The organism is Streptomyces indicus (genome assembly GCF_900100315.1).
In the GTDB taxonomy this organism is placed as follows: Bacteria; Actinomycetota; Actinomycetes; order Streptomycetales; family Streptomycetaceae; genus Streptomyces; species Streptomyces indicus.
On sequence record NZ_FNFF01000015.1, the window covers coordinates 48634 to 70126 of the forward strand.

Below are 21493 nucleotides of genomic sequence, written 5' to 3' on the forward strand. Positions count from 1 at the left end.
CCGTATCGGACATAACGTCGCTGCATGAGCGAGCTCGAAGCGCCGGCCGGGCAGTCGGAGTCGGTCGGGACCGTCATCGTCGCCGTCTGCGTCAACCTCGGCATCGCCGTGGCCAAGGCGGTCGGCGGGATCATCAGCGGGTCGAGCGCGATGCTCTCCGAGGCGGCGCACTCGGTGGCCGACACCGTCACCGAGGTGATGCTGCTCGTCTCCCTGAAGGCCGGCGAGAAACCGGCCGACGCGGCCCACCCGCTCGGCTACAGCGGCGCCCGCTACGTCTGGGCGCTGCTCGCGGCCGTCGCCACCTTCGTGGGCGGTGGCGTCTTCGCCGTGTACGACGGTATCCACACGCTCACCCATGGCGAGGAGCCGGGCGACCCGACCGTCTCGTACATCGTCCTGGCCGTCGCCTTCGTCCTGGAGGCCTCGTCCCTGCGGGTCGCCTGGCGCCAGGTGCGCGGCGAGGCGGACCGGCACCGCGTGGGCATGAAGCGCTACGTCCGCTGGACCCCGGACACCGCGGTCAAGGCCGTGTTCCTGGAGGACAGCGCCGCCCTCGTCGGCCTCACGCTCGCCGCGGGCGGCCTGCTCGGCGGTCAGCTCACCGGCTCCGGGGTGTACGACGGCGCGGCCTCGATCCTGATCGGGCTGCTCCTGGTGTGGGTGGCGTGGGCCCTCGGCCGCAGCAACGCCGAGCTCCTCATCGGGCGCTCGCTGCCGCCGGCTCTGCGCGAGGAGGTGCGGGCCGAACTCCTCGCCGTCCCGCACGTGATGGAGGTGATCGACCTCGTCACGCTGGTGCAGGGTCCGGACGAGGTGCTGATCGCGGCGAAGGCGGACTTCCGCGACGTGGTCTCGGCGGCGGACGTGGAGCGCTCCTGTGAGGAGGCGGAACGCCGGCTGCGGGCCCGGTTCCCGTCCGTACGGCGGGTGTTCATCGACCCGACGCCGCCGGCGGAGGAGGGGTAGGGCTCGCTCCGCAGCCGGGCCCGGAGCTGCTGACCGGGCCGCGGTGTCGGTCGGGTGCGGCGCTGAGCTGTCAGCCCTGTCCGGCCGGATCCGGCAGATCGAGTGCCGCGAGCCGGGCCGGGTCCGCGAGGGAGCGGATCTCCTTGATACGGCCTTCGGCCACCGTGAACGCGAGCAGCGCGAGCGGGGTGCGGTCCGCGCGCCAGGCCAGATGGCCGGGCAGCCCGTCGACGAGCACCGCACGGCCGAGCACCCCCTCGATCGCACCGATCCGCGCCCCGGCCGCGACCTTGGTGGCGCCGATGACCACGACCTGGCCCTCGGGGGTGTCGGCGGTCAGCTTCACCTCGGGGTCGAGGACCCGGAGCAGCCCGTCGAAGTCCCCGCCGCGCGCCGCCGCGAGGAAGGCCTCGACCACCGCGCGCTGTTCACGCGCCGCGGCCGGCGGACGCTCGCCCGCCTGCACCTTGCGGCGGGCACGGCTCGCGAGCATCTTCGTGGCGTCGGTGGACTTGCCGAGGATGCGCGCGATCTCGTCGAAGGGCACCGCGAACAGGTCGTGCAGCACGAACGCGAGCCGCTCGTGCGGCCGCAGCGACTCCAGGACGACGAGCAGCGCGAGCCCGACCGAGTCGGCGAGCGCCGCCGTCTCCTCGGGCCCGGGTCCGTCGTCGGCGGTCACCACGAGCTCACGCCCGTCGTCGTCGAGAGAGGCCAGCGGATGGGCTTGGCGCGAGCGCAGCACGTCGAGGCTGATCCGGCCCACCACCGTGGTCAGCCAGCCGCCGAGGTTGTGGATCTCGGCCGGGTCCTGGCGCGAGAGCCGGAGCCAGGCCTCCTGGACCACGTCCTCCGCGTCGGCCGCCGAGCCGAGCATGCGGTGCGCGATGGCGCGCAGCCGCGTGCGCTGTGCCTCGAACGCCTCGGCCACGGGGTCCTTCGGACCGCCGTGCCCCACCGGGTCCACCGCGCTCTGCTCCGCCATGTTGTCACCTTCCTCGCGACTGCTCCGTCAGGAGGGTGACGGGCCCGGACGGGCCGACGTAACACTCGAGGAGCAGACCGATGAACGCACGTACCGACGCACGTACCGAAGCACCTGCCGACCCGCGCACCGACGCACGCACTCCCCGTATGCAGGCCGCGGTGAACCCCGATGTCACCACCGCGGTCAAGCACCTCTACAAGGCGATCCACTCGGGCGGTGTCGCGCCGGGCCTGCTGAGCCTCGTCCACCTGCGGGCCAGCCAGATCAACGGGTGCAGCCCTTGCGTACACGCCAGTGTCACGGCGGCGAAGCAGCAGGGCGAGACGGACGAGCGGCTGCACAGCGTGGTGAGCTGGCGCGAGACGCCGTTCTTCACGGACGAGGAGCGGGCGGCCCTGGAACTCACCGAGGCCGCCACCCGCATCCAGGACGGCGCCCAGGGGGTCACCGACGAGATCTGGGACGCCGCCGCCGACCACTTCACCGAGGAGCAGCTGTCCGCGCTCATCCTGGAGATCTCGCTGACGAACTTCTTCAACCGGATCAACAGGAGCGTGCGGGAGCAGGCCGGGAAGACCTGGTGAGCAGCCGGGTCCGAACAGTCCCCTCCCGCCCGGGGGCCGAGCCCCTTTTCAGGCTATCGGCGCCCACTGACAACGCCCGGGCCGGTCAGGCCGGTCGGACCGCTCGGACCCGTCAGACCGCTCAGACCTGCTCCAGCCCCGCCGCGTCCAGCAGGAACGCGGTCATCGGCTCGTAGAACCGCGGGTCGAGGACGTGGTCGTCGAGGGGGACCGTCACCTGGACGGTTCCCTCGGCCTCGCCGAGGAAGAGCGCCGGGTCGTTGCAGTCCGCGTAACCGACCGCGTCGATCCCGCGCTGGCCCGCGCGCCCCGCCCAGCCGTGGTCGGCGACCACCAGGTCGGGCAGCGGACTGCCCTCGGCCTCCAGGGCGTCGAGGATCGCGTTCATCGGCTCGGGGGAGTGGGTGTGCCAGATGCTCGCGCCCCGCTCGAACACGGCCACGTCGGCGAACTGGAAGACATAGCCCTCGTCGGCGACCAGGCCGCCGGGGATCCGGACGATCTCGCAGCCGGCTCTGCGCAGCGCCTCCGCGGTGTTGCGGTGCACGTCGAGCAGCGAGCCCGGGTGGCCGGTCGCGAACAGGACGCGCTCCTGGGCGGCGGCGGCCTTGCGCAGCCGCGCGGCCATCCGCTCCAGACCGGCGACGGTCAGTTCGGGGTCGATGGTGTCCTGCCCGAAACGGTGCTCAGGATCGTCGATCACCCCGCACCGCTCGGCCATCACCGCGAGCACGTCCTGCTCGTCGGTCCAGCGGTCGCCGAGCTCGATTCCCAGCCAGTAGTGGCGGTCGCCGTTGGAGAGCCTGCGGTAGTGGGAGAGGTTGTTCTCGCGGGGTGTGGCGACGTCACCGGCGATACGCGTACGGACGAGATGGTCGACGAGGGCTTCGCGGCTGGGTATCGGCATGGGTTCATTGTGCCTTCAGGGGGATGCGGGCGACGCGGCGTCCCGGTCGGTGGACGCACCGCCCGTCCCACCCGTACGCCTGCGCCCCGCGCTCACCCGGCGGAACGCAGCGCGAACCACAGCTCCATACGGACATCCGGATCGTCCAGGTCCGCCTCCAGAAGCGCCGCGCAGCGGGCCACGCGCTGGCGGACCGTGTTGCGGTGGACGCCCTGCGCGGTGGCCGCGCGGTCCCAACTCCCGTGCAGCGAGAGCCAGGTGCGCAGGGTCTCGACGAGAGCCGGCCCGTTCGGCGCCCGGCGCAGGGGAGCGAGCAGCGTGTCCGCGTGCGCCTGCGCGTCGGCGGGCGCGACGAGTTCACCGAGCCCGGAGCGCCGGACCCCGTGCCGTACGAGCGGGGAACGCGTCGCCTCCGCACGGCCGAGCGCGCGCAGGGCCTGGACGTCCGAGGTGGCGAGATCGGCGGGGTCCACGGGCGCGCCCGCACCGAGGATCCAGCCGTCCTGCACGGCCGGTTCGGCGCCCGCGGTGAGGAGCACGCGCACCCCCTCGCGGTCCCGGTCGAAGAGTGCGCTGCCGAGCGCGGCCGCCAACGCCCCCGGATCCGCGTCCCCTTGGGTGGGCCGGGCCCGTACGACCGTCCAGGGTGCGGGCCCGAGGAGCGGCGCCACCTCGTCGGCCCGCGCGCCGAGCAGCAGCCGCACCAGGGCGCCGCTGCGGCGGGTCTCGGCCGCGCCCTGGTGCTCGGCGGTGAGCAGCGACAGGAGGACGGCCGCGGCGCCCGCGATGGCGTGGTCGCCGGGGGTGCGGGTCCCGGTGACGACGCCGAGGGCGAGACCGGGGGCGCCGGCGAGGGCGTACGCGGCGAGGTGGGCGGTCGTGCCCCGCGTCTCCGCCCCGGCCGCTTCCCCATGCGCGACCGCTTCCGTGACGGCTCCCGTATCCGCTCCCGTATCCGCTCCCGTATCCGCTTCTGTATTCGCTCCCGTATCCGATTCCTCGGCCGTGTCCGCTTCCGTCACCGTCACCGTGTCCGTCGCCGACGCGGGCCGGGACGCCCCGGGACCGACCACCTGCGCGAGGCGGGTGAGCGCCGCTCGGACCGGTTCGGCGGGTGCGCGGCCCGCGGAGCGCTCCGGGGACGCACCCAGCAGCACCGCGTATCCGCCCATCCTGCGCGCGAGTTGGCGCAGCACGGCGGCGACCGGATCGGGCCGCGCCGCCGCGGCGGCCAGCGCCTGCTGGGCCTCGGCGGCCCGGCGCAGCTCGGTGTGGCGGGCCTGCGCCATCAGCTGCCACACGGCCCGCGCGACCGTCGTGAACGGGGTCTTCGGGGCGACTTCGAGCAGCGGCAGGCCGTAGCGGTCGCACGCCTCGATCAGCGGAGGCGGCACCCGGTCGTGCAAGGGCGCGATCCCGAACCCGAGCGCCGCGCCGCCCGCCTGCACGATCCGCAGCGCGTAGTGGTCGTAGTGCGCCGCGTCCTGCGGATCCGTGCCGTGCACCCCGGCCGACAGGAGCAGTTCGCCGCCGAGCAGATACGGATACGGGTCGGCCATCTCGCTCGTGTGCACCCAGTGCACCGCGGTGTCCGCGTCCACCGGGCCCGCCACCTGCCGCAGCCCCAGATCGGTGCGGGCGAGCAGGGCGGCGAGCGGGATGGGAGGGGTGGGCGGGGCCGTCGGGGCGGCGGGCGGTGCCATGGGGTCCGGCACGGTGGACGTTCCCTCCATCGAGGGGCTCTGGAATGGATGAAACGTACACTTCACGGCCCTGTGCAGGCCACCTAGGGTCAACCCACGAACCGCCCCCGAGGCGCATTGGAGGAAAGCCCGTGGCCGTCGACTACGCGGTGATCATCGTCTATCTGGTCGGCATGCTCGCCATGGGCTGGTGGGGCATGCGCCGGGCCCGCAACAAGAGCGAGTTCCTGGTCGCCGGACGCCGGCTCGGCCCGTGGATGTACTCCGGGACCATGGCCGCGATCGTCCTCGGCGGCGCCTCCACCATCGGCGGTGTGGGGCTCGGCTACCAGTACGGCCTGTCCGGCGCCTGGATGGTGTTCACCATCGGCCTCGGCCTGCTCGCGCTCAGCGTCTTCTTCTCGGCGCGGATCGCCCGCCTGAAGGTCTACACCGTCTCCGAGATGCTCGATCTGCGCTACGGAGGTCGCGCCGGCATCATCTCCGGCCTGGTGATGTGGGCGTACACGCTGATGCTCGCGGTCACCTCGACCATCGCGTACGCCACGATCTTCGACGTCCTCTTCGACCTCAACCGGACGATGTCGATCATCCTCGGCGGCACGATCGTGGTCGCCTACTCCACGCTCGGCGGCATGTGGTCGATCACGCTCACCGACATGGTGCAGTTCGTGGTCAAGACGATCGGCGTGCTGCTGCTCCTGCTCCCCATCGCGGTGGTGAAGGCGGGCGGCTTCGGCGAGATGAAGGACTCCCTGCCGACCTCGTACTTCGACCCGCTGGGCATCGGCGGCGAGACGATCTTCACGTACGTCCTGATCTACACGTTCGGCATGCTGATCGGGCAGGACATCTGGCAGCGCGTGTTCACCGCGCGCAGCGACCGGACGGCCAGGTGGGGCGGCACCGTCGCCGGCACCTACTGTCTGGCGTACGCGCTGGCCGGCGCCGTGATCGGCACGGCGGCCAAGGTGCTCTTCCCGAAGCTCGGCTCGGCCGACGACGCCTTCGCGACCATCGTGAAGGAGGAACTCCCGGTCGGGGTGCGCGGGTTGGTGCTCGCCGCCGCGCTCGCCGCCGTGATGTCCACCTCGTCCGGCGCCCTGATCGCCTCGGCGACCGTGGCGAACAACGACATCTGGGCGCGGATCCGCGGCGTGGTCTCCGCCGGCGGGCACGAGGAGCGCGACGAGGTGAAGGGCAACCGGGTCTTCATCCTCATCATGGGCGTCGCCGTGATCGTGATCGCGATCCAGCTGGACAGCGTCCTCGAAGGCCTGACCGTCGCGTACGACCTGCTCGTGGGCGGTCTGCTCGTGCCGATCCTCGGCGGTCTGCTGTGGAAGCGCGGCACGGTGTACGGGGCGCTGGCGGCGGTCGGCGTCGGCGGTGTCACGGTGATCTTCCTGATGTGGAAGTACGGGATCCTCGCCAACGAGCCGGTCTACTACGGGCTGCTCGCCTCCCTCGCCGCGTACCTGGTCGTCTCCCTGGCCACCAAGCCCACCGACGAGGCCGTGCTCGCCAACTGGCGGGAGCGGCTGGCCGGCCGCGGCGGCGAGGAGCCGCCGTCGGAGACCGAGCCGGCGGCGTCCGTCCGGCCTTCCTCGGCCCTCTGAGGCTCCCCGCCTCTGGTGGGTGACGGGGTTGTCCACAACCCGTCGGTCGTCCACAGCCTGATCGCCGCCTCGGCGGTCTGGGCGACACTTGAAGCGCATTTCGATTCGCAGCGCACGTGCGCGGGCCCCCGGACCGGGGGGCCGCGCAGGGGCGTACATCCGCACCACCCGCACCACCTTGAAGGAGCTCGACGATGAGCAGCAGCGAGACCCCCGCCACCTCCGGCACCTCCGCCCCGCGCGGGCCCGTGGACTCCTCGCGGATTCCGCGGTACGCGGGTCCGGCGACCTTCGCGCGGCTGCCCCGCCTCGACGAGGTGGGCACCACGGACGTCGCCGTCGTCGGCGTGCCCTTCGACAGCGGGGTCTCCTACCGCCCGGGCGCGCGCTTCGGCGGCAACGCGATCCGTGAGGCCTCCCGGCTCCTGCGCCCCTACAACCCGGCGCAGGACGCCTCCCCCTTCGCGCTCGCGCAGGTCGCGGACGCGGGCGACATAGCCGCGAACCCCTTCAACATCAACGAGGCGGTGGAGACCGTAGAGGCCGCCGCCGACGAGCTGCTCGGCACGGGCGCCCGTCTGATGACCCTCGGCGGTGACCACACCATCGCGCTGCCGCTGCTGCGGTCGGTGGCGAAGAAGCACGGCCCGGTCGCGCTCCTCCACTTCGACGCCCACCTCGACACCTGGGACACCTACTTCGGCGCGGAGTACACCCACGGCACCCCGTTCCGGCGCGCGGTCGAGGAGGGCATCCTCGACACCGAGGCGCTGTCCCACGTGGGCATCCGCGGCCCGCTCTACGGCAAGCAGGACCTGACCGACGACGAGAAGATGGGCTTCGGCATCGTCACCTCCGCCGATGTCTACCGGCGCGGCGCCGACGAGGTCGCGGACCAGCTGCGCCAGCGCATCGGCGACCGCCCGCTGTACATCTCCATCGACATCGACTGCCTGGACCCGGCGCACGCCCCGGGCACGGGTACGCCCGAGGCCGGCGGCATGACCTCCCGCGAGCTCCTGGAGATCCTGCGCGGGCTCGCCTCCTGCAACCTGGTCTCGGCGGACGTGGTCGAGGTGGCGCCCGCGTACGACCACGCCGAGATCACCGCCGTTGCCGCCTCGCACACGGCGTACGAGCTGACGACGATCATGAGCCGGCAGATCGCCGAGAGCCGCCGGGGTGCCGAGTGACCCGCGGCCGGCGCACCGGACACAGCCCCCAGGCCCGGAGCCCGAAGTGACCCACGACCACGACATCGACCTGCGGCCCACCCCGGCCCAGACGGCCGCGGCCCTGAACCCGCCGGCCGGGCGCAACGGCGGGGACCTGGTCGTCGAGACCCTGCAAGGCCTCGGCGCCACCACGGTCTTCGGCCTGCCCGGGCAGCACGCGCTGGGCATGTTCGACGCGCTGCGCCGCTCCGACCTGCGCTATGTGGGCCTGCGCGTGGAGAACAACGCGGGCTTCGCGGCCGACGCGTACGGCCGGATCACGGGCGAGGCGGCCCCGCTGCTGCTGTCCACCGGACCGGGTGCGCTGACCTCGCTGGCCGCGCTCCAGGAAGCGGCCGCCGCCTCCGCGCCGGTGCTCGCGATCTCCAGCCAGATCCCGACGGCCGGGCTCGGCGGCGGACGCCACGGCTACCTGCATGAACTGCGGGACCAGCAGGCCTCGTTCCGCGACATCGTGAAGTCCGTGCACACGGTCCGTACGCAGTCGCAGATCCCGTCCGCGATCGCCGCGGCCTGGGAGTCCGCGCTCACCGCGCCGCACGGCCCGGTGTGGGTGGAGATCCCGCAGGACGTGCTGCTCGCCGAGACCACGCTCCCGCAGGTCGCCCCGGTGGACGCCTTCCCGCACGACCTGCTGCCGCGCCCGGAGCTGACCGCGGTCGCGGCCGACCTGCTGGCCCGTGCCGAGCGGCCGGCGATCATCGCGGGCGGCGGCGTGGTCCGCTCGGACGCCTCGGGCAAGCTGCGCGCGCTCGCCGAGCAGCTGAACGCGCCGGTGGTCACCACCTTCGGCGGCAAGGGCGCCTTCCCCTGGGAGCACCCGCTGTCCCTCCAGTCCTGGCTGGAGGACCGGCACACCACCGACTTCCTGGAGGACGCGGACGTCCTGCTGGTCGTCGGCTCGGGCCTGGGCGAACTCTCCTCGAACTATCACACGTTCACGCCCCGCGGCCGGGTCATCCAGATCGAGGCCGACGCGGGCAAGCTGGAGTCCAACGTCCCGGCGCTCGGCATCCACGCGGACGCCAGGATCGCGCTCACGGCGCTGCTCGAGACCCTCGAAGGACCGCGCGAGGACCCGGCGGCGGCCGATCGCGTACGGGAGGTCCTCACGCGCGTACGGGAGCGGATCGACGCGCAGGACCTGGGCGCGGAGCAGCAGCTCCTCGCCTCGGTCCGCGCCGCCCTGCCCGACGCCTCGCCCAGCTTCTGGGACATGACGATCCTGTCGTACTGGGCCTGGTCCGCCTTCGACGCCCGCCGGCCCAACACCATGCACTCGGCCCAGGGCGCCGGCGGCCTCGGCTACGCCTATCCGGCGGCGCTCGGCGCGGCGGCGGCCGACCCGACGAAGCCGGTGCTCGCGGTCTCGGGCGACGGCGGCGCGATGTACTCGATCGCGGAGCTGGCCACGGCCAGGCAGTACGACCTGCCCGTCACCTGGCTGATCGTCGACGACGGCGGCTACGGCATCCTGCGCGAGTACATGACCGACGCGTTCGGCGAGGCCACGGGCACGGAGCTGTCCCGGCCGGACTTCGTGGCCCTCGCGGAGTCCTTCGGGGTGCCGGGGGTGCGCACCTCCCCGGAGACCCTCACCGAGGACCTGTCCAAGGCCCTCGCGGCTCCCGGGCCCTCGGTCGTGGTGCTGCCCGCGGTGCTGCGGCTGTTCGCGCCGACGCATCTGGGGTGAGCGGGCCCGCGCACCTCGGCTGACCCACGGGTGGCGCCCCCTCGGGCGCCACCCGGCCCGGTCGCGTCCCTCGGGCGCCACCCGGCCCGCCCCACCGCCTTCCGGCCACCCCGCCGTCCGCCCCACCCCCTTCCGGCCACCCCCTTCCCGCCCCGAAATGTTGCAGCGGGATGAAAACCGCCCCGCGTCCGCGTTCACCTCTCCGTGACGACCAGCGGGAGGCAGCACGTGGCGGCGGGACAGCAGGGGTGGGCCAGGAGGCTGACCGGGTACGCGTGGCGGTACCCGAAGGACGTCGTCCTCGCGCTCGGGTCCTCCCTGGGCGGCATGGCCGTCATGGCGGTCGTGCCGCTGATCACCAAGGTCGTCATCGACGACGTGATCACCACCAAGGAGCGGTCCCTCGCCACCTGGACGGGCCTGCTGATAGCGGCCGCCCTGGTCGTCTACGTGCTCACGTACATCCGCCGCTACTACGGCGGCCGCCTCGCCCTCGACGTGCAGCACGACCTGCGCACCGACATGTACGGCGCGATCACGCGGCTCGACGGGCGCCGGCAGGACGAGCTGTCCACCGGGCAGGTCGTCGGCCGCGCCACCAGCGACCTCCAGCTGATCCAGGGCCTGCTCTTCATGCTGCCGATGACCATCGGCAACATCCTGCTCTTCCTGATCTCGCTGGCCGTCATGGCCTGGCTGTCGCTGCCGCTCACCCTCGTCGCCCTCGCGGTCGCCCCCGCCCTGTGGTTCATCGCCAAGCGCAGCAAGACCCGGCTGCACCCGGCCACCTGGTACGCGCAGGCGCAGGCCGCCGCCGTGGCGGGCGTGGTCGACGGGGCCGTCTCCGGCGTGCGTGTGGTCAAGGGCTTCGGGCAGGAGGAGCAGGAGACCGGGAAGCTCAGGGAGGTCGGCCGCCGGCTGTTCGCGGGCCGGCTGCGGACCATCAGGCTGAACTCCCGCTACACCCCGGCCCTCCAGTCCGTCCCGGCCCTCGGCCAGGTCGCGATGCTCGCCCTCGGCGGCTGGCTGGCGGTCCGCGGCGAGATCACCCTCGGCACCTTCGTCGCGTTCTCGACCTACCTCGCCCAGCTCGTCGGACCCGTCCGCATGCTCGCCATGGTCCTCACCGTCGGCCAGCAGGCCCGCGCCGGTGTGGAGCGCGTCCTCGAACTGATCGACACGAAGCCCGTCATCCAGGACGGCACCAAGGACCTGCCCGCCGACGCGCCCGCGACCGTCGAGTTCGACGACGTCTCGTTCGCGTACGAGGACGGCCGCCCCGTCCTGAAGAACTTCTCGCTCACCATCGAGCCCGGCGAGACCGTGGCCGTCGTCGGCTCCTCCGGCAGCGGCAAGTCCACCGTCTCGCTGCTGCTGCCCCGCTACTACGACGCCACCCACGGCGCCGTCCTGGTCGGCGGCCACGACGTGCGCGAGCTGACCCTCGACTCGCTGAGGGCCGCGATCGGCCTGGTCCCCGAGGACTCCTTCCTCTTCTCGGACACGGTCCGCGCCAACATCGCGTACGGCGTCCCGGACGCGACCCAGGAGCAGATCGAGACGGCCGCCCGCGCCGCCCAGGCCGACCGTTTCATCGACGAGCTGCCCGAGGGCTACGACACCAAGGTCGGCGAGCACGGCCTCACCCTCTCCGGCGGCCAGCGCCAGCGCCTCGCCCTGGCCCGCGCGATCCTCACCGACCCGCGCCTCCTCGTCCTCGACGACGCCACCTCCGCCGTCGACGCCCGTGTCGAGCACGAGATCCACGAGGCCCTCAAGCACGTGATGGCCGGGCGCACCACCCTGCTCATCGCCCACCGCCGCTCCACCCTCGGCCTCGCCGACCGCATCGCGGTGCTCGACGAGGGCACCCTCGCCGACATCGGCACCCACGAGGAGCTGGAGCAGCGCTCGGCCCTCTACCGGCGCCTGCTCACCGACCCCGACGAGCTCGGCGCCGTCTCGCCCGGCCACCTGATGGCCAAGGACGCCCCCGAGGACACCTCCGTACGGGCCGAACTGGACGCCGAGTTCGACGCCGAGCGCGGGATCACCCCGCAGCTGTGGGCGGGCGACCGCACACCCAAGGACACCGCACTCGCCGAAACCCCCGCCACGCCCGAACTGCTCGCCCAGGTCGACGCGTTGCCCCCGGCCACCGACACCCCCGGCATCGACGAGGCCAAGGCGGTCGCGCCGGAGACCTCGTACGGACTGCGCCGCCTCCTCAAGGGCTTCGGTAAGCCGCTCACGGTCGCGCTCGCCCTGGTGGCGGTCGACGCGGGCATGGGCCTGCTGCTTCCCGTCCTCATCCGGCACGGCATCGACGAAGGCGTGACGCAGGCCGCGCTCGGCGCCGTCTGGGCCGCCGCCGGACTCGCGCTGCTCGCCGTCCTCGTGCAGTGGGCCGCGCAGACCGGCGAGATCCGCAAGACGGGCCGCACCGGTGAACAGGTCCTGTACGCACTGCGGTTGAAGATCTTCGCCCAGCTCCAGCGCCTCGGCCTCGACTACTACGAGCGCGAGCTGACCGGCCGCATCATGACCCGCATGACCACGGACGTGGACGCGCTGTCCACGTTCCTCCAGACCGGCCTCGTCACGGCCTTCGTCTCGGTCGTCACCTTCTTCGGCATCATGGTCGCGCTGCTCGTGATCGACCTCCAGCTCGCCCTGGTCGTCTTCGCCACCCTGCCGGTCCTGGTCGTCGGCACGTACTTCTTCCGCAAGTCCAGCGTGAAGGCGTACGAACTCGCCCGTGAACGCGTCTCGGTCGTCAACGCCGACCTCCAGGAGTCCGTCTCCGGCCTCCGCATCGTCCAGGCCTTCCGGCGCGAGCGCTCCGGTGCCGAGCGGTTCGCCGAGCGCAGCCACAGTTACCGCCAGGCCCGGATCAAGGGCCAGTGGCTGATCTCGGTGTACTTCCCGTTCGTGCAGCTCCTGTCGTCGGTGGCCGCCGCGGCCGTCCTGATCGTCGGCGCCCACCGGGTGGACGCGGGCACGCTCACCACCGGCGCCCTGGTCGCGTATCTGCTCTACATCGACCTGTTCTTCGCGCCCGTGCAGCAGCTCTCGCAGGTGTTCGACGGCTACCAGCAGGCGACCGTCTCGCTCGGCCGCATCCAGGAGCTGCTCCAGGAGCCCACCTCCACCGAGGCGGCCGCCGCGCCGCGCGAGGTGCTCTCGCTGCGCGGCGAGATCGCCTTCGAGGACGTGCAGTTCGCCTACGGGGACGGCGAGGACGCACTCCACCACATCGACCTGAGGATCCCGGCCGGACAGACCGTCGCGTTCGTCGGCGAGACCGGCGCCGGCAAGTCCACGCTGGTCAAGCTGGTGGCCCGGTTCTACGACCCGACCGGCGGCCGGGTCACCGTCGACGGCGAGGACCTGCGCGGGCTCGACCTCACCTCGTACCGCCACCGCCTCGGCGTCGTACCGCAGGAGGCCTATCTCTTCGCGGGCACGGTCCGCGACGCCATCGCCTACGGACGGCCCGACGCCACCGACGCCCAGGTCGAGGCGGCGGCCCGCGCGGTCGGCGCGCACGAGATGATCGCCACGCTCGACGGCGGCTATCTGCACGAGGTCAGCGAGCGCGGCCGCAACCTCTCGGCCGGCCAGCGCCAGCTGATCGCGCTCGCGCGGGCCGAACTGGTCGACCCCGACGTCCTGTTGCTCGACGAGGCCACCGCCGCCCTCGACCTCGCCACCGAGGCCCAGGTCAACCAGGCCGCCGACCGGCTCGGCGCGCGCCGCACCACGCTGGTCGTCGCACACCGCCTGAGCACCGCGGCCCGCGCGGACCGGGTGGTCGTGATGGACCACGGCCGGGTCGCGGAGGACGGCACGCACGACGAACTGCTCGCCCTGGACGGCACGTACGCGCGGCTGTGGCGCACCTTCATCGGCGAGCCGGACCCCGAGGCGGCGGTCAGTACGTCTTAAGGCAGTACGTCCCAGGGCAGTGCTGACCGGTTCAGTACTTCTCGGTGATGTCGGAGATCTTGCCGCTCTCCAGCTGCGTGGTCACCTTCAGATAGGTGTACCTGCGGTCCTGGCCCTCGCCCCAGGTGAGCCGGACCGTCGCCCAGGTGCTGCCCATGCCGCTGCCCTCGGGGGTCACGCGCCAGGCGGTGGGGGAGTTCTGGGCGCGCAGCACCCCGTCGGCCTCGTTGCGCCGCTCCCAGTCGGCGAGGCGCTGTTGCAGCGCCGGCGTGAGGTAGAAGGAGCGCAGCGCCTTCGCGGTCTCGTTCGAGCCCGGGGCGGCGGCCACATCGGTGTACGCGGCGTAGAAGTGCGCCACGCGCGTGGCCGGAGTGCCGGGGTCGCCGTCCAGGACAGGACCCGGCGGCCGCTCACCGGCAGGGCGCGGTGCTGCCGCCGCTTCGGGTGCCGGTGCCGGTGTGCCCGTGGTGCTCCCGTAGTCCATCGCCGACGCGGGCACCGCGGCGAGTCCGGCGAAGGTGACGGCCACGAGGAAGGCGCGGCCGGCGCGCGGGGAGGAATTACGCGTATGGGTCATGGCTCTGCCTTTCGCGTCTGTCACAAGAGTGCCCCGAACCCGCCAAAGCCCTCACAGAAGCAGAAGGTTTCGGCCAGCTCCGGAACCACCCGGTGGCAGCGGCGCGTCCGTACCTTCGTACGCTGCAGGGGTTGGAGGGATGCACGTGGCAGCTGGGGCGATACGCAAGGCGCGCGCCGTACTCGTGCTGCTCGCCCTCGCCCTGGTGCTCACGCTGGCCGGCCCCTTCTCCGGTGACGCGCACGCCGCGAGCCGCTGCACGGGACGGAAGGTCGCCGACCTGAGGTTCTCGACCGGAAACGTGCAGGTGTACCGCAGCGGCGGCTACCTGTGCGCGATGACGTACGCCAAGCACCGCGGCCCGCTCCGTCCGATGGCCGTCAGCATCCAGGCGCGCGGCAGCCGGCCCGTGGTGAAGTCGGGCCTGCACCGCGCGTCCGTCGGACCGGTGCGCACCCATGTCGGCCACCGCAAGGTGTGGATCAAGGGGGCGGTGGGCCGCGGCAAGGTGAGCAAGGCCTGGTCCGCCTTCGGCGGCTGACGGGCCTGACCGGTTCACTTCCGTGCCTGACGGCCCTGACCGGTTCACCTCCGCCCCTGACCGCGTATCCCCGTAAACCATCATTACGGGCGGTGAACTCCCCCTGGTGCGGGGCAAGTTGCTGCACTAGGTTCCGGTGCTATCCGTGACCACAGGGGAGGGACCTGAATGCGCACAGCGCTCAGATGGCTGCTCACACTCGTGGTGCTGATAGCCACGATGCTGGCGGGCACGGCCACGGCGACCGCCGCGGCCTCGCCGCAGCCGACCGACATCAAGGACCGGCTGCTGGCTGTCAAGGGCATGAGCCTGATCGAGGAGAAGCCCTACGCCGGCTACCGCTACTTCGTCCTCAACTACACCCAGCCCGTGGACCACCGCCACCCGTCCAAGGGCACCTTCCAGCAGCGCCTGACCGTGCTGCACAAGGAAACCGACCGCCCGACCGTCTTCCACACCTCGGGCTACGGCGTCTCCACCAACCCGGGCCGCAGCGAGCCCACGCGGATCATCGACGGCAACCAGGTCTCCATGGAGTACCGCTTCTTCACGCCGTCCCGGCCCCAGCCCGCCGACTGGTCCAAGCTGGACATCTGGCAGGCGGCCAGCGACCAGCACCGCATCTTCCAGGCGCTCGACGCGATCTACCCCAAGCGCTGGCTGTCCACCGGCGGTTCGAAGGGCGGCATGACCGCCACGTACTACGAGCGCTTCTACCCCAAGGACATGGACGGTGTCGTGGCGTACGTCGCGCCCAACGACGTCGTCAACCACGAGGACTCCGCGTACGACCGCTTCCTCGCCACCGTCGGCACGCAGGAGTGCCGCGACCGGCTCAACAACATCCAGCGCGAGGCGCTGATCCGGCGCGGTCCCCTGGAGGAGCGCTACGCCGCGTACGCGAAGGAGAACAACTACACCTTCCATACGGTGGGTTCCCTGGACAAGGCGTACGAGGCCGTCGTGCTCGACTTCACCTGGGCGTTCTGGCAGTACAGCCTGCTCGCGGACTGCGCCTCGATCCCGGTCGCGAAGACCGCCACGGACGAGGAGATCTGGAACACCGTCGACGCGATCTCCGGCTTCTCCTTCTACACCGACCAGGGCCTGGCGCCGTACACGCCGTACTACTACCAGGCGGGCACCGAGCTCGGCTCCCCGGACATCGAGCAGCCGCACCTCAAAGGCCTGTCGCGCTACGGCTACCAGCCGCCGCGGAACTTCGTGCCGCGTGACATCGAGATGAAGTTCAAGCCCTGGGTCATGCGCGACGTGGACAGCTGGGTGCGCAAGAACGCCACGCGCATGATGTACGTCTACGGCGAGAACGACCCGTGGGGCGCCGAGCGCTTCCGTCCGGGCAGGGGCACGCACGACAGCTACGTGTTCACCGCGCCGGGGGCCAACCACGGGGCGAACGTGGCCGGTCTGAAGGCCGAGGACAAGGCGCTCGCGACCGCGCGCATCCTGGACTGGGCGGGCGTCGCGCCGGCCACGGTCAAGGCCGACCCGGGCACGGCGAAGGCGCTCACGGCGTACGACGCACGGCTCGACGGACAGGACGGACCGCGGACGCTGCGGCCGTAATACCCGCATTCCCGAAGTACCGTTCAAGTGGCGCCCGTTGCTCAGGCAGCGGGCGCCACGCGCATGTCCCCGCGCTACACCGGCTCGGCGCACCCGACCGGCTTGCCCCCGCCCAGCTGCACGTACAGCTCGGTGCTCGCCGGGCACTTGGCGCGGTCCTTGACGGCCGAACGCACCTTGAACTCCGGCTTGTTCTTCCCCGAGCCGTCGCAGGCCGCCTCGCGCACCTCGCCCTTGCCGGCCGTGTAGACGCAGTCGCCGACGACGGTGCGCGGGCCGCCGCCCCCGCCCGGGTCGCCCGGATGCGGGGACTCCAGGTTGCGCATGCACGCATAGCCCTTGGGCACGGAGCCGTCCCCGTCCTCGTCGAAGGCGGGGCGCGACTCGCTGATGTGCAGCACGAAGTCGGTGGGGCCCGGGCATGCCGGTCCCTCCGACTGCCTTCCGTCGTAGCGGGCGATCACTCTCGCCCGTGCCTTCTCGCTGGTGCAGGGGACCTCGGTGAACCCCTTGCCGCGCGAGGCGCAGTCGTCGACGCCGAGGAAGATCCGGCCGTGTCCGGCCGGGGACTGGGAAGCGGATGTGTCGTTGAGACTGCCGCTCGCACCGGGCGACTTCTGGCAGCCCGCCAGCGCCAGCACCCCCGCCAGCGCCAGGGCCCCCACCCGTAACGGCGCACACATCACCCGTGAGCATCGTGCCTTGCGCATGCTGAACCCCCCGAAACGTCCCACCCCGAGACGTCCCACCAGCGTGACCGCTCGCGGCGGCCGCTCGCCAGATGTCCAAGGTGCTTTGCGTCAGTTGGGGGGTGCGGGCCGGGTGTGCGGCGTACTCCGGGTACGCCGCACACCCGGTGTCCGGCTAGTACGACAGTCCGTAACCGATCGGATACAGCGTGGTGGCCGGGTCGTCCGCCCGCTGCACGGGCACGGGCAGCCGGCCCTGCGGACGCGCCCGGCCGGCGATCACCCGGGCCGCGGCCCGCAGTTCGGTGTCGGTCCAGGAGTAGGCCGCGAGGACGGCCTTCGCCTCGGGCAGCCGGGCCACGTCGTACGGACGGTTCACGGCGATCGCCACCACCGGGACGCCCGTCGCCGCGAGCCGGCTCACGAGCGTGCGCTGCGAGCTGGTCGCCGACACGTTGTACGTGAGCACCGCCACCACGTCCTTGCCCGCGGCCGCCGCCACCGCCTCGTCGATCTTCGCGGCACCGGGCGCGGTCCCGGTGGACAACGCCGTGGCCGTGAAGCCGAGTTCGGTCAGGGCGCCCGCGAACACCTTCGTCGGCGGACCCGTCGTCCCCGAGGGCGAGGACGGATCGGCGCCCACCACAAGGACGTCGGGCGTGCTCAGTCTGGACAGCGGCAGCAGCTTGTCCGCGTTCACCAGCAGGGTCGTTGTCCCGTCCGCGATCTCCTCGGCCGCCCGCAGGTGCTGGGGGATCCCGACGGTGCGGTCCACCTCGCGGTCGGAGGTGTACGGATCGCGGAACAGGCCCAGCTTCGCCTTCAGACGCAGCACGCGCAGAATCGACTCGTCGAGCCGCTCCTCGGTGAGCTCGCCGTCCTGCACGGCCTTGAGCACCGCGTTCCAGGCGACCTCCAGGGAGGGCGGGTTGAGCAACTGGTCCACGCCCGCCTTGAGCGCGAGCACGGGGACGCGGTCGTCGCCGTACTTCGTCCGCACGCCCTCCATGCCGAGCGAGTCGGTGACCACCACGCCGTCGTAGCCGAGCTGTTCGCGCAGCACGCCCGTGAGGATCGGGTGCGAGAGCGTGGCGGGGTCCTCGCTGGGGTCGAGGGCGGGGACCACGATGTGCGCGGTCATGATCGAGTCGATCCCGGCCCGCACCGCGGCCTTGAACGGCGGCAGGTCGAGCCGCTCGAACTCCTCGCGGGTGTGGTGGATGTACGGCAGCTCGAAGTGGCTGTCGTCCTCGGTGTCGCCGTGCCCGGGGAAGTGCTTGGACGTGGCGGCGACCCCGCCGCCCTGGTAGCCGTCCACCTGCGCGGCGACCATACGGGCCACGGCCTCGGGGTCGGCGCCGAAGGACCGTACGCCGATCACGATGTTGCCCGGATTGACGTTGACGTCCGCCACCGGGGCGTAGTTCTGGCGGATGCCGAGGGCGGCCAGCTCCCGGCCGGCGATCCGGGCCGCGCGGCGGGCGTCCGCGCGCGAACCGGCCGCGCCGAGCGCCATCGCGCCGGGCATCAGGGTGGCGGGCTTGCCCACCCGGCAGACGATGCCGTGCTCCTGGTCGGTGGATATCAACAGGGGTATGGGGGTGTCCTGGCGGAGCGCGGCCTGCTGGATGCCGTTGGACAGGCCGGCTATCTGATGCGGCTCGCGCACGTTGTGCGCCCAGCCGAAGTAGATGATGCCGCCGACGTGGTACTTCGCTATCAGCTCGGCGGCGTCGCGGACGCCGAGCTGGGCGAGGTTGAGGTCGATGTCGGCCTGGGCGGGGTTCGTGGCGGTCTCCCCGTAGACCCGTGAGACGAAGACCTGGCCGACCTTCTCCTCCAGGGACATCCGGGCGATGATGCGGCGCAGTTCGCGGTCCTTGCTCTGGTGGGGGGCCTGGGCGAGTGCGGGGGTCACGCCGATCGCGGCCGCCGCGGCGGCGGTCGCGGTGGCGGTCAGAAGCGTACGTCTGGAGGTGCGGAGCGGGCGTTGCTGCACGAGCACTCCCAACTGTCCGTGGGCACCGGGGTGTTGGGCACAGGACCCGTGGCGCACCCTCGGAACTCCCTGACATGTCCTGGCTGAAGGAAACTTCCAGGGATCACGGATAGCCGGAAAATTTCTGCCGGTCAAGACGCCGGGAGCGCATCGCGGACTCGATCGGGAACGAGAACGACCACGGGAAGAGGAACCCGAGGGGAACCCGTCCGGGCCCTCCTCCGTCCCATCTCCAGCTGCCGGAGAGTCTCCGCGCTGCGCTGTCGGCCTCGCTGCTGGCTGCGAACGCTGACCACCCTCTCCACCGCACGCGGCCGGCAGCATGCCGTCACCGGCGCGCCCCCCTCCGAATGCGCCGGTGACGGCCCCTTTTCCGCGCCGATTCGCCGCTCAGGGGCGGCCTGCTGCCGGGTTCGTACGGGGGCCGACGCGAGGTCCGGGCGGGGGCGCGCCGAAGCCCGGGGGTGGTCCGGGTGCGGTCCGCGCAAGGGCTCAGGCGGCCTCGTTCAGTAGCCGGCAGAGGTGCTCGCGGCCGGCCGTGAGCAGCGTCGGCAGCTCGGCGGCCTGCGGATACCACCGCTTCTCGTACTCCCAGCACAGCCATCCGTCCCACCCCTGACGGCTGAGTTCCTCCACGCAGTCGGCCAGGGGCAGCACTCCTGCACCGAGCGGGAGCGGAGTGGTGTCTTCGGCGGAGGCGATGTCCTTCACCTGGACGTAGCCCAGATACGGGGCGAGCGCGGCGAACGACGTACTCGGCTGCTCGCCGCCGAGCCAGGTGTGCATCACGTCCCAGAGCGCACCGGCGTTGCGGTGGCCCACGGTCCCGAGCACCCGGCTGACCGCCGTGGCCTCGCGGTGGGAGTCATGGGTCTCCAGGAGGATCCGCACGCCGAGGTCGGCGGCCGTCTCGGCCGCGGCCGCGAGCCGGCGCTCGGCGGTGGCGTCGGCCTCCTCGGCGCTCTGCTCGGTGCCGCCGCCGGGGAACACCCGGATGAAGGGCGCCCCGAGATCGCGCGCCAGCTCCAGGAGCGCCCGTATCTCGGTGAGGACGGGGGTGTCCTCGCCGGGCTCGGCCACGCGCGCGTACCCGGCGATCCCGAGCACTTCGATCCCGGCCTCCTTGAACTCGGCCACGACATCGGCCCGTTCGGTGATCCCGAGGCCGGTGTGCACGGGCTCCTCGGGGTGGGCCCGCAGCTCGACCCCCTGGTAGCCGTGGGTGCGGGCCAGCCACAGGACGTCCCGGACGGGCAGGCCTGGGGTGCCGAGGGTGGAGAACGCGAACTTCATGGGGTTCCTTTCGCTTCGGGCTGGCTGGTCGGTGGGCCGGCTCGGTCGGGCCGTCGGTGTTCGGGCCGTCGGTGTTCGGAAGTCGCCTACCCGCTCGGCGAGCGCATGCGCCTGTTCCGGAACCCGGCCCTCACGCAGGCTCGGCGTGGAGCGAGAGCCGCCAGTCCTGCCCGACCAGATCGCGCCCGAAGGAGCGGTGCGGCTTCTCCGCGGTGAGCACGAACCCGTGCCGTTGGTAGATCCGGCGGGCCGCGTCCAGCACGTCGTTGGTCCACAGCACCAGCTCCCGGTAGCCCTGCTCCCGCGCGAACGCGATCACCGCCGAGACCAGCCGGTCCCCGATCCCGTGCCCGCGCGCGTCGGGTTCCACCAGCAGGAGCCGCAACCGCGCCGTGGCGGGGGCGTCGTCGCGTACGCACATCACCGAACCGACGGGGATCCCGTCGAGCTCGGCGATCCACACCCGCTCCAGGTGCGGGTCGTGGTCCTCGGCGAAGTCGGCGACGATCCGCGCGACGAGGCCCTCGTAGTCGGCGTTCCACCCGTACTCGGCCGCGTACAGCGCCGCATTGCGCATGACCATCCAGCCCAGGTCCCCGGGCCCCGGCTCGCGCAGCCGCACCTCCGCCGGTTTGGTGGGGCGGGCGTCGGCGAGGACCGTACGCACCGTGCGCATCGCCTCGGTCAGCCGCGGGCGCTCTGCGGCCGGCACCTTGCTGAGCAGCACGCCCACGGCCTCGCGCGAGCGCTCCTCCTGAAGCTCCGCCGCCTCGCGGCCGCGCGGTGTGAGCGTGATGCGCTGGCGGCGCGGATCACGCGGCGAGGGACCCCGCTCGACCAGGCCGTCCTTCTCGAACTTGGCGAGCAGCCGGCTCAAGTACCCGGCGTCGATGCCGAGTTCGGCCCGCAGATCCGCGGCCTCGGGCTCGTCGCGGTGGGCCAGCTCGTACAGGACGCGGGACTCGGTGAGCGTGTACGGCAGGTAGAGGTGGCGGCTGTAGTCCAGCGCGCCGATCAGGTTCGTGTAGAAGCGGTTGAAGGCCCGGATCTCATGGATGAACTGCTGGGGCATGGCGCACCTCGGTACATCGAGGAAACCGTTGACTGAGTCAAAGGTAGCGCGGTGCTTGGGGACGGGGAACGGGTGTGAGGTACGGGCAC

16 protein-coding genes are annotated in these 21493 nt (G+C 72.2%); 8 read left to right on the forward strand and 8 right to left on the reverse strand.

Annotated elements, in window-relative coordinates:
• Window positions 1-24 precede the first annotated feature (24 nt).
• Entirely contained in the window at window positions 25-969 is a 945-nt protein-coding gene (locus tag BLT97_RS28780; RefSeq protein ID WP_093615341.1) for a cation diffusion facilitator family transporter, read from the forward strand.
• Between the two features lie 70 nt (window positions 970-1039).
• Here BLT97_RS28780 and BLT97_RS28785 read toward each other — a convergent pair whose 3' ends face one another.
• Entirely contained in the window at window positions 1040-1954 is a 915-nt protein-coding gene (locus BLT97_RS28785) for a sigma-70 family RNA polymerase sigma factor (RefSeq protein WP_093615343.1), read from the reverse strand.
• A 149-nt stretch (window positions 1955-2103) separates the two neighbouring features.
• On the opposite strand from BLT97_RS28785, the gene BLT97_RS28790 reads away from it, so the two are divergent.
• Complete coding sequence (locus tag BLT97_RS28790; RefSeq protein ID WP_093615564.1) at window positions 2104-2541, forward strand: carboxymuconolactone decarboxylase family protein; 438 nt, start codon at window positions 2104-2106, stop codon at window positions 2539-2541.
• 121 nt (window positions 2542-2662) lie between these two features.
• Here BLT97_RS28790 and BLT97_RS28795 read toward each other — a convergent pair whose 3' ends face one another.
• Together BLT97_RS28795 and BLT97_RS28800 are read right to left on the reverse strand one after the other, a co-directional pair.
• Window positions 2663-3448, reverse strand: coding sequence for a phosphatase (locus tag BLT97_RS28795; RefSeq protein WP_093615345.1), 786 nt, complete (start codon window positions 3446-3448; stop codon window positions 2663-2665).
• Window positions 3449-3540: 92 nt separating this feature from the next.
• The gene (locus tag BLT97_RS28800) at window positions 3541-5181 is read right to left on the reverse strand and encodes a PucR family transcriptional regulator (RefSeq protein WP_093615347.1); all 1641 of its coding nucleotides are present in this window, start codon (window positions 5179-5181) and stop codon (window positions 3541-3543) included.
• A 101-nt stretch (window positions 5182-5282) separates the two neighbouring features.
• On the opposite strand from BLT97_RS28800, the gene BLT97_RS28805 reads away from it, so the two are divergent.
• The 4 genes from BLT97_RS28805 to BLT97_RS28820 all read left to right on the forward strand — a co-directional run bounded on the left by BLT97_RS28805 (window position 5283) and on the right by BLT97_RS28820 (window position 13646).
• On the forward strand, window positions 5283-6770 hold the full coding sequence (locus BLT97_RS28805; RefSeq protein ID WP_093615349.1) for a sodium:solute symporter family protein: 1488 nt from the start codon (window positions 5283-5285) through the stop codon (window positions 6768-6770).
• Between the two features lie 194 nt (window positions 6771-6964).
• Complete coding sequence (gene speB, locus BLT97_RS28810) at window positions 6965-7963, forward strand: agmatinase (protein WP_093615351.1); 999 nt, start codon at window positions 6965-6967, stop codon at window positions 7961-7963.
• A gap of 46 nt (window positions 7964-8009) precedes the next feature.
• Window positions 8010-9698 (forward strand): thiamine pyrophosphate-binding protein, encoded by a 1689-nt coding sequence (locus BLT97_RS28815; RefSeq protein ID WP_093615353.1) that lies wholly within the window; start codon window positions 8010-8012, stop codon window positions 9696-9698.
• A 228-nt stretch (window positions 9699-9926) separates the two neighbouring features.
• A complete protein-coding gene (locus BLT97_RS28820; protein ID WP_093615355.1) occupies window positions 9927-13646 on the forward strand; it encodes an ABC transporter ATP-binding protein in 3720 nt (1239 codons plus the stop codon).
• 31 nt (window positions 13647-13677) lie between these two features.
• On the opposite strand, the gene BLT97_RS28825 is transcribed toward BLT97_RS28820, so the two are convergent.
• Window positions 13678-14223 (reverse strand): hypothetical protein, encoded by a 546-nt coding sequence (locus tag BLT97_RS28825; RefSeq protein WP_245769593.1) that lies wholly within the window; start codon window positions 14221-14223, stop codon window positions 13678-13680.
• Window positions 14224-14362: 139 nt separating this feature from the next.
• Here BLT97_RS28825 and BLT97_RS28830 point away from each other — a divergent pair, with 139 nt between their 5' ends.
• Window positions 14363-14764 carry a hypothetical protein gene (locus tag BLT97_RS28830; protein WP_342742785.1) on the forward strand — a complete coding sequence of 134 codons (402 nt, stop codon included), beginning with the start codon at window positions 14363-14365 and terminating at the stop codon, window positions 14762-14764.
• Window positions 14765-14932: 168 nt separating this feature from the next.
• Window positions 14933-16351 (forward strand): alpha/beta hydrolase family protein, encoded by a 1419-nt coding sequence (locus BLT97_RS28835; RefSeq protein ID WP_093615357.1) that lies wholly within the window; start codon window positions 14933-14935, stop codon window positions 16349-16351.
• 74 nt (window positions 16352-16425) lie between these two features.
• Here the strand turns inward: BLT97_RS28835 and BLT97_RS28840 are convergent, their stop codons facing one another.
• The 4 genes from BLT97_RS28840 to BLT97_RS28855 form a co-directional block, all read right to left on the reverse strand.
• The gene (locus BLT97_RS28840; protein WP_245769594.1) at window positions 16426-17034 is read right to left on the reverse strand and encodes a hypothetical protein; all 609 of its coding nucleotides are present in this window, start codon (window positions 17032-17034) and stop codon (window positions 16426-16428) included.
• 181 nt (window positions 17035-17215) lie between these two features.
• Window positions 17216-19039 carry a glycoside hydrolase family 3 protein gene (locus tag BLT97_RS28845; RefSeq protein ID WP_245769595.1) on the reverse strand — a complete coding sequence of 608 codons (1824 nt, stop codon included), beginning with the start codon at window positions 19037-19039 and terminating at the stop codon, window positions 17216-17218.
• A gap of 492 nt (window positions 19040-19531) precedes the next feature.
• Entirely contained in the window at window positions 19532-20332 is an 801-nt protein-coding gene (locus tag BLT97_RS28850) for a sugar phosphate isomerase/epimerase family protein (protein WP_093615363.1), read from the reverse strand.
• 130 nt (window positions 20333-20462) lie between these two features.
• Window positions 20463-21404 carry a bifunctional helix-turn-helix transcriptional regulator/GNAT family N-acetyltransferase gene (locus BLT97_RS28855; protein ID WP_093615365.1) on the reverse strand — a complete coding sequence of 314 codons (942 nt, stop codon included), beginning with the start codon at window positions 21402-21404 and terminating at the stop codon, window positions 20463-20465.
• Window positions 21405-21493 lie beyond the last annotated feature (89 nt).

Coding starts and splice junctions, on each gene's coding strand:
- BLT97_RS28780 (WP_093615341.1), top strand. CDS start 25: ATGAGCGAGCTCGAAGCGCCGGCCGGGCAGTCGGAGTCGGTCGGGACC.
- BLT97_RS28785 (WP_093615343.1), bottom strand. CDS start 1,954: ATGGCGGAGCAGAGCGCGGTGGACCCGGTGGGGCACGGCGGTCCGAAG.
- BLT97_RS28850 (WP_093615363.1), bottom strand. CDS start 20,332: ATGAAGTTCGCGTTCTCCACCCTCGGCACCCCAGGCCTGCCCGTCCGG.
- BLT97_RS28825 (WP_245769593.1), bottom strand. CDS start 14,223: ATGACCCATACGCGTAATTCCTCCCCGCGCGCCGGCCGCGCCTTCCTC.
- BLT97_RS28795 (WP_093615345.1), bottom strand. CDS start 3,448: ATGCCGATACCCAGCCGCGAAGCCCTCGTCGACCATCTCGTCCGTACG.
- BLT97_RS28790 (WP_093615564.1), top strand. CDS start 2,104: ATGCAGGCCGCGGTGAACCCCGATGTCACCACCGCGGTCAAGCACCTC.
- speB (WP_093615351.1), top strand. CDS start 6,965: ATGAGCAGCAGCGAGACCCCCGCCACCTCCGGCACCTCCGCCCCGCGC.
- BLT97_RS28835 (WP_093615357.1), top strand. CDS start 14,933: ATGCGCACAGCGCTCAGATGGCTGCTCACACTCGTGGTGCTGATAGCC.
- BLT97_RS28830 (WP_342742785.1), top strand. CDS start 14,363: ATGCACGTGGCAGCTGGGGCGATACGCAAGGCGCGCGCCGTACTCGTG.
- BLT97_RS28800 (WP_093615347.1), bottom strand. CDS start 5,181: ATGGAGGGAACGTCCACCGTGCCGGACCCCATGGCACCGCCCGCCGCC.
- BLT97_RS28855 (WP_093615365.1), bottom strand. CDS start 21,404: ATGCCCCAGCAGTTCATCCATGAGATCCGGGCCTTCAACCGCTTCTAC.
- BLT97_RS28840 (WP_245769594.1), bottom strand. CDS start 17,034: ATGTGTGCGCCGTTACGGGTGGGGGCCCTGGCGCTGGCGGGGGTGCTG.